Origin of the sequence: Vibrio sp. 1F263 (genome assembly GCF_041439035.1) — a bacterium.
Taxonomy (GTDB): Bacteria; Pseudomonadota; Gammaproteobacteria; order Enterobacterales; family Vibrionaceae; genus Vibrio; species Vibrio tasmaniensis_A.
The window spans coordinates 49516-57433 of record NZ_JBGONI010000035.1; the positions used below are offsets into that span (position 1 = coordinate 49516).

Here is a 7918-nt window from a genome sequence, read left to right on the forward strand (position 1 = left end):
TCACTCCTTTTTTAATATCAATCAGTCTTGGTAAGACTAGATATTGACTATCTTTGAGCTCCGAGAAGCTAAAGTCGCATCGTTACGATATGGCACCACATAAGAGTTACCTTCTTCAGGGTGAACAATTTGGTAGTACTGAGGTAGGTTAAAGTTAATCAACTTAGACGACACCTTTGACTCATCTTTTACTGAAGTGTAGAAAGAATTCACGCTTGCGATCATCTCATCTTTTTCACCGCTGTACTGGTGATACACCTCAACCTGATTCGACTCGTCCAATACATAAATATTGAAACCTTTGTCGGTATCCTCAAAGAAAAATTGAATTAAACCTTCACTCGCAAAACCATCAACCACTTCTGGTAGCTGATACTCTTGCTCTTTATCGAGCATCAGTAAAGGTGAGCCCTTCAGCTTATTCGTCGAGATACTACGATAGAAATCGACCGAGTTTTCCAACATCTGTACCGATACGCCACGACGTTCAAAGAACAGACCAAACATTTTGTTTGCCAGGCGAATAGCTTTAAATCGGCGGCGTTTCTCTGGCTCAATTGGTTTTAATCGCAAATCGATACACTCAGCAAGCAGTTGATACACCATATTACGCATCACACCGCGTAGGTTTTTGCTGTAACAGAACACATCAACCGACTCTGGCGGCAACGCATCCTGGTGCATTTTACCCAGTACCGTCTTCAGCGCGTCGAGCATCGCGGTTTCACCTTGGAAATGAAGTGTACGAACTTCATGCCAAGAGTTCCGATAAACCAGATCGACACTACCGACTAAGCTCTTACCTTCTTCACCAAAACTGAAAATATCGGCATTCTTAAGATCCACTTTTAATGCGCGACCACTTAATTCAGACGTCGGGTCATTTTCAAAGTTGATGAACATCGCCAGTTGGCTTATCTCACACGGGCTCGCCAGTGCCTGCATACTCGGTCGACGCTTACGCAAAGAGAAGGTATTACGTAGATCGCTCACCATTTGATAAAATTTATCGATATCAATATGAGCATCTCGAACCACAGAGTGCAAACGCGTCGACTCTGTAATTAGGCCATTAAAGAACGACCAAGCAACCAACTTACTCAAGTACTCATGGTGCTCAAGTGAAGGCTGACCGAGAATGCGATGTGCAATCAAAGGCTGTTTGTACAAGTACCAACCCGCTTTATTTGACTGACCCTGACGAACTTCGATAAAGCTCAAATCAGGCTCATGGAGATCCGGGGATATTTGTGGATTCAGTAGCGTCACTTTGCCTGGTAACACCTCAAACGCAGCGTAAAGTTTACGTGCCAAGATACTGATATCTTGCGGGCTGATAGCTGAAGTGATGTCGTTACGACGTGCAAATTGAATCAGGTTACGATAGCTCAGCATCAAGGCATCAAGCAGGGCATGGTGCACCACTTTAACCTGCTCAACCTTCCAGTTACGGCGGTTGTCGAGCTCAGCAATGGTTTCCTGTCCCCAGTTCCAAGATTTAGTCATCTCGGTTAAGGCTTCACGACGCCATGCGACAGAACCAATACCCGCATCTCGTGACAACTTCTCGTGGGTCTTAAGATAGAAGCAGCGTCTCACCAAATCCAATCGAGTATGGTCGTTGATACGTTCTAGGTAGCGAGTTACCTTCTCAAGCATCAGATAGTAGCTATCCATGCCATACAGATCAGGTTCATCTGCGAAGAAACGACGCTTGGTGTCAATACTAAGAAGCTGGGTGTTTGGGTATTCCCATGAATAAGCTTCTAACAGGATCGCCTTCAACACCGATTTATACGGTGAGTCGATACTCTTATAGAGCTGCCATAGGTTTGAACCAAAGTACTCTTCAGCAGGAATACTGTTCAGCTTGCCGAAATCGATCCACTGCGAGCAATCAAGATAACCATCGTTACATAAACCTTGGACATACTCGTCGTAGCACTCCTCCATTTCTGGCGGGATGATTTGCCACAACAAACGCTGGCCAGCCAAACGAACGGCTGAGCGATAGAACTCATCAAGCAGTAGTAAGTGCTGTGAAGAACCACAGTTATCACCGGTCATCTCTTCAGAATGATTCGAGCGGAAACGCTGTTCATCCATCAAAAAGAAGTTCGCTTCAACCCCTAAGGTTTCAGCCCAATCAGTAATAAGCAGACATTTATTGGTCAGGCTATCGCGAGATGCGCCATCCATATCTGGAGATACACACACCCAGATATCAAGATCACTTGAGGTACTTTGACCAATAGAAGAAGTACTGCCCATGGTGTACAAGCCCAAGATTGCTGGTTCAGCGGCCTCGGTAAGTTTTCCGCCCAGAGTTAATTCAGTATCAGAGACAAATTGCTTTTGGAATTCATTAAGCGTGAAGCTACGAATTCCAAAAGGAACTTGTTGGTCATAATAACCAGGCATCATCGGATGATTGAAGTGAAGCAGCGCGGGGATAAGGTTAAAAACTCGCTGGCCCTGCACATTCATCAACGCCAACGCACGATCAATGCGCTGCTGATTTAGATTGTCTAATCGTTGAATCAAAGTTTGAGTGTAAGCCTGCAAGGTAAGTCCTTGGTTTGAGATTAAGTGTACTTCTGTTTAGTTACTGAACGAAAGCAGCAACAAAACGTGATCAATTTAACACTTTTACCCTTATCGGTAAAGCAAAGGACGCCGTCATACTTACGAATCCCTTGATGACTGAAAGTAAAACTCGCGGCGCCGTAGTGTCCTCTTTATTGACTATTTCTAATAATAGCCCATGTTTCAAATGAGATACCAATCACACTATTTTGGTGAACTCATGAAATTCCCTCTGCTATCAAAGTATCGAATGATCAAACAGTAAGAATTTTCGCCTCACAATGGTAGGATTAGCCTATTACAGAACCTATATCGGAAACACCATGACAAATTCAGCACCAATTCGTATCGCGACCAGAAAAAGCCCTCTTGCCCTTTGGCAGGCATACTTTGTAAGGGATGCACTGCAAGCTGCTCACCCTGGTTTAGAGGTTGAGTTGGTAACTATGGTGACCAAAGGTGACATCATCCTAGACACGCCACTTGCTAAGGTAGGCGGTAAAGGGCTATTCGTTAAAGAACTTGAAGTAGCAATGCTAGAAGGTCGTGCTGACCTCGCAGTTCACTCAATGAAAGACGTACCGGTCGACTTCCCTGAAGGTCTAGGTCTAGTAACTATTTGTGAGCGCGAAGATCCTCGTGATGCTTTCGTGTCAAATACTTACAACAACATCGATGAGTTACCACAAGGTGCTGTCGTAGGTACATGCAGCCTGCGTCGTCAATGTCAGTTGCTAGAATACCGCCCAGATCTCATCATCAAAGAGCTGCGTGGCAACGTTGGTACTCGTCTAGGTAAACTCGATGATGGTCAATACGATGCTATCGTGCTGGCAGCAGCTGGCCTTAAGCGATTAGAGCTAGAAGAGCGTATCCGTAGCTTTATCGAACCTGAACAGTCTTTACCTGCTGTAGGGCAAGGCGCTGTTGGTATTGAGTGTCGTCTAGATGATGAACGTCTAATCAAGCTTCTTGAGCCACTGAACCACAAAGACACAGCCGATCGTGTGCTATGCGAACGTGCAATGAACCTAACTCTAGAAGGTGGTTGTCAGGTTCCTATCGGTAGCTACTCATTATTAGATGGCGATAATATCTGGCTACGTGCATTAGTAGGCGAACCAGATGGTTCTAAAATGGTTCGTGGTGAGATCTCTGGCCTTCGCAAAGATGCAGAAGCACTTGGCGTTACTCTGGCAAATCAATTGCTGGATGATGGCGCGAGAGAAATCTTAACCAAGCTATACGCAGACCAAGAATAACTATGACAGTGTTGGTGACTCGTCCCGGTTCAGAGGGACAATCGCTTTGCCAACAACTAGCGGATGAAGGGATTCAAGCAATCCATCATCCGCTTATTCGTATCGTTGATAATCCACACTCATCGGATTTAAGCACCCAGCTTAATAACAGCGATATCATTATTGCAGTCAGTCACCACGCCGTGACCGCTGCCCAAAACATCCTTTCGAAAACTTCATCTATTTGGCCAACTTCGCCGCTTTATCTTGGCGTTGGTCAAAAAACTGCGCACGTTTTAAGCAAAGTTAGTAAACAAAAAGTAAACTATCCCAAAGTGAGTGATAGTGAACATCTTCTCAAACTTACTGAACTTAATGGCGTAGATAATAAATCCATTTTGATACTGCGTGGAAATGGTGGGCGTGAGCTCATTAGAGATTCTCTACTCAATCGAGGTGCAAAAGTCTCTTATTGTGAGACCTACCGTAGAGAATATATTCCTATTAGCGACCACAATACCTATCAAACATGGATAAACAAAAAAACGTCCAAAGTTGTCATCACTAGTCAGGAACAATTGGAGTATCTCTGCTCAATTACCCCTGATGAGTATTTGGCTTGGCTTTCAACAAGACATCTATTTGTCCCAAGCCAGCGCATAGTAGAACGAGCACAACAACTCGGCTTCTCGAACGTGACCAATACTCACAGTGCTACGAACCAAATATTACTGGCTGCTCTCCGGCCCTAGCTAGAACAGGAAATAAGCATGACAAGCAAAAAAAATAATGAGCATATTGAACCTGAAAAGAAACAAGACACTCAGCCAGTAGTTGTTGAAAACGAAAAAGCTGACTCTACAGAGACAAAACAACCTGAAAAGACGCTCGATGCCTCTGCGCCAAATACCGCTCAAAATGAACAGCCTCAAACCGAACATAAAGAGCAAATAGAGAAAGCGGAAAAGCAAGGTAAGCGCGGTGTCAAACTAGGCGCTATTGCGATCGCTATTTCTATTATTTTTAGCGGCGGCATCGCGTTTCAAATGCAGCAAAAGAGCGCTGAGTACTCAGCTCAGATCGCAGCTCTTCAAGCACAACTGCAAAATACTCAATCTGCAGTAAATAAAGACCTACAAACCATCAAGCAAGAGACCATCCAAGAAGCATCACATGCGGTGGAGAAAACTCAAGTCGTACAATCTCAGCAACAGAAGAGCATTCAAAGCCTACAGCTAGCGGTTGCTGACGTTAAAGGTCGCCGTCCAAATGACTGGTTGCTTGCTGAAGCTGATTACCTTGTGAAACTAGCAGGACGTAAACTGTTCCTCGAGCATGATGCCGTTAGTGCAACCAAACTAATGGAAAGCGCCGATCAGCGTATCGCCGCACTGAATGACCCAAGCTTGGTCTCTCTTCGTCAATCAATGACCAATGACATTACTAAGCTTCGCACTATTCCTCTTATCGACCGTGATGGCTTAGTTCTACGCATCACAAGCCTACAACAACAAGTCGATACGCTGCCGCTTGCCAATGCAATCCTGCCTGAGGCTGCCGTTGTTGAGAAAAAAGCCGTATCTCAAGATATTAATGACTGGCAGAACAACCTGATGACGTCGATGAAAGACTTTTCAGAAAACTTCATCACATTCCGCAGTCGTGATGGTGAAGTTATTCCTCTACTCTCTCCTGAGCAACACTTTTACCTGCGTGAGAATATCAAGGGCAAACTAGAGACCGCAATTCGCGCTGTCTACAAAGAACAAGGTGATGTCTACAGTGCAGCACTACAAACAGCTAACGAGTGGTCGAAGTCCTACCTAAACCAAGATAACAACTCAGTGATTGAGTTTGAGAAGGCAATTAAGCAGCTGAGCGAGCAGAATATTTCTGTGAAATACCCTGTGAAACTTGAGTCTCAAAATGAGTTATCAGACGTTATACGTGAACGCCTACGTCGTGAAGTCACCGTTATGACCCCGGAGGAAAAATAATGATTCGTTGGATTTTTCTTTTTCTCGTTCTAGGTGCTGGGTTAATTGTTGGTACTCAGTTCTCTGGTCAACAAGGCTACGTCCTGATCTCAATTGCGAATAAGACCATTGAGATGAGCGTGACAACACTGGTTATCTTTGTCATTGCTCTTCTAGCGGCTCTATTCGGCTTAGAGTACCTATTTAAAAAGCTTATGTACGCAAGCTCGACAACTTGGAACTGGTTCAGTGTTCGTAAACTAAAGCGCTCTCGTCGTTATACCAATGAAGGCATCATCAAGCTGCTTGAAGGTGACTGGAAAGGCGCAGAGAAGAAGGTAACTCGTTGGGCTAACCACCACGACATGCCGCTACTTTGTTATTTAGTCGCTTCTCAAGCTGCTCACGAACAAGGCAATACAAGTGAGCGTGATAAGTACATTGAGCTTGCTAGCCAACAAGAGGACTCTCTATTGGCCGTTGAGCTAACGAAAGCAAAACAACAGATCAGTGAGTCGAACTACGAAGCCGCATTCGATACACTTTCAACATTGAAAGGTTCGTACCCGAATAACACCGCCGTACTTGGCCTGCTAAAAGCCACTTACATGCAGCTTAAGCTGTGGCAGCCACTGTTAGAGCTAACGCCTAAGCTGGCTAAGAACAAGCTTCTTACACCTGATGAACAAGTTGAGCTGGAACAGAAAGCTCAATGTGGTTTGCTTCACGATGTGGCACAGCAGCAAGGTAGCGAAGGTTTAATCAGTCATTGGAATAAGCTTTCAAGAAAGCAAAAACAAAGCTCTCACCTTGTTTCTTGTTTTGTGAAGCAACTGATCGCTCGTAAAGCTGATTCAGAAGCCTTCACAGTGATTAAAGAAAACATTGCGAAGAGTGGTTCAAATGAGCTCTATATGTTACTTCCTGAGCTAAATCTTGCCGATCACCACCCAGTAGTTGTGATGCTAGAGCGTGCTATCAGTAAAGACAGTGGTAATGCCGAAGCACACAGCGCTCTGGCTCAGTTCTACCTAAGAGAGCAGAAGTGGGCGGAAGCACAAAACCACTTCGAAAAAGCCCTAGCACTTCGTTCAAATGTCTCAGATTACGGATACCTATCTGACGCACTAGAGAAGCAAAACTTAACGAAAGCAGCTCACGAGGTTTCTCGTAAAGCGCTCGCTCTCGTTCAACCAGCGTAATTCAAAACGACTCAAACTAAGCCGATGTCTAGCATCGGCTTTTTTGTATCTGTTATTTACCCCTAGATAACTTCTACAACACATCTCATCGAACCCTACGCGTCCAACGCTACGCCACCAAACTAACTATTAAATTACGCAATGGAGCCTCTCAAACACACAGAGAACTACTTTAATTGTGTCTGTATGTAGTTTTGCGATTTTTATAAACAAGCCCTAAGAAGAGGCTCGAGAGGAATCATAAAGAAAAGTGACGCCTCTAAGCTGAAGAGTAAAAGGAGCTCACTTTGAGAGAAGACATTTAAAGATATTAACCAACAGACCGAAAGCCACGTTAAATCACGCTGAATTAGCAATTAAATGGCCATCAATATTCCAACTATAAAACGCTAAATCCGGGGCTTCACGTAACAGCTCTGTAGATTCATCTATTAAGTAGAAGGGATATAGCAAGAGTTGCCGAACCAGCAAAACCTTGTGACTAAAGACAAGACATCTTTATCAACCAGTTCAAATTAGTAGGAAGTAAACCTCACTAAGACATTCTCTAAAGGTTAATCATTGAATCGATAGCCACAAACGTAATCAAGCGCTTCTAGAAAGAGCAAGACTTTTATAATAAGTGTTGGAATATCAGAGTTCGTGAGCAACGAAAAACGCTTCAACAAAAGTCGGAGACGAATAATAAACTCAGATGCCGGAAACGACAAAAGCCTAGTCGTCAGACTAGGCTTTCTAATATGTGCCGGAATAGCGTGAAGTGTAGGGGCTCTATGCCTTTACAGCACTCATACAATCTACAAGCAAAACACTTTTCTTGAGATGTAAAAAAGCCCCGCTATTTCTAGCAGGGCTTTTTAATAAGTGGCGGAGTGGACGGGACTCGAACCCGCGACCCCCGGCGTGACAGGCC

5 protein-coding genes are annotated in these 7918 nt (G+C 44.3%); 4 read left to right on the forward strand and 1 reads right to left on the reverse strand.

The window, feature by feature from the left end:
- Positions 1 to 36: 36 nt before the first annotated feature.
- Complete coding sequence (locus ACED25_RS18590; protein WP_017098550.1) at positions 37 to 2565, reverse strand: class I adenylate cyclase; 2529 nt, start codon at positions 2563 to 2565, stop codon at positions 37 to 39.
- A 344-nt stretch (positions 2566 to 2909) separates the two neighbouring features.
- On the opposite strand from ACED25_RS18590, the gene hemC reads away from it, so the two are divergent.
- The 4 genes from hemC to ACED25_RS18610 are packed head-to-tail and all read left to right on the forward strand — an operon-like array spanning position 2910 to position 7005.
- Positions 2910 to 3848 (forward strand): hydroxymethylbilane synthase, encoded by a 939-nt coding sequence (gene hemC / locus ACED25_RS18595; RefSeq protein WP_009848205.1) that lies wholly within the window; start codon positions 2910 to 2912, stop codon positions 3846 to 3848.
- A 2-nt stretch (positions 3849 to 3850) separates the two neighbouring features.
- Positions 3851 to 4579: a uroporphyrinogen-III synthase gene (locus tag ACED25_RS18600; protein ID WP_009848204.1), complete on the forward strand. Its 729-nt coding sequence runs from the start codon at positions 3851 to 3853 to the stop codon at positions 4577 to 4579.
- A gap of 18 nt (positions 4580 to 4597) precedes the next feature.
- Entirely contained in the window at positions 4598 to 5824 is a 1227-nt protein-coding gene (locus ACED25_RS18605; protein ID WP_371695854.1) for a uroporphyrinogen-III C-methyltransferase, read from the forward strand.
- The gene (locus ACED25_RS18610; protein WP_371695855.1) at positions 5824 to 7005 is read left to right on the forward strand and encodes a heme biosynthesis protein HemY; all 1182 of its coding nucleotides are present in this window, start codon (positions 5824 to 5826) and stop codon (positions 7003 to 7005) included. The genes ACED25_RS18605 and ACED25_RS18610 overlap by 1 nt, the downstream gene beginning before the upstream one ends.
- The last annotated feature ends 913 nt before the right edge of the window (positions 7006 to 7918 follow it).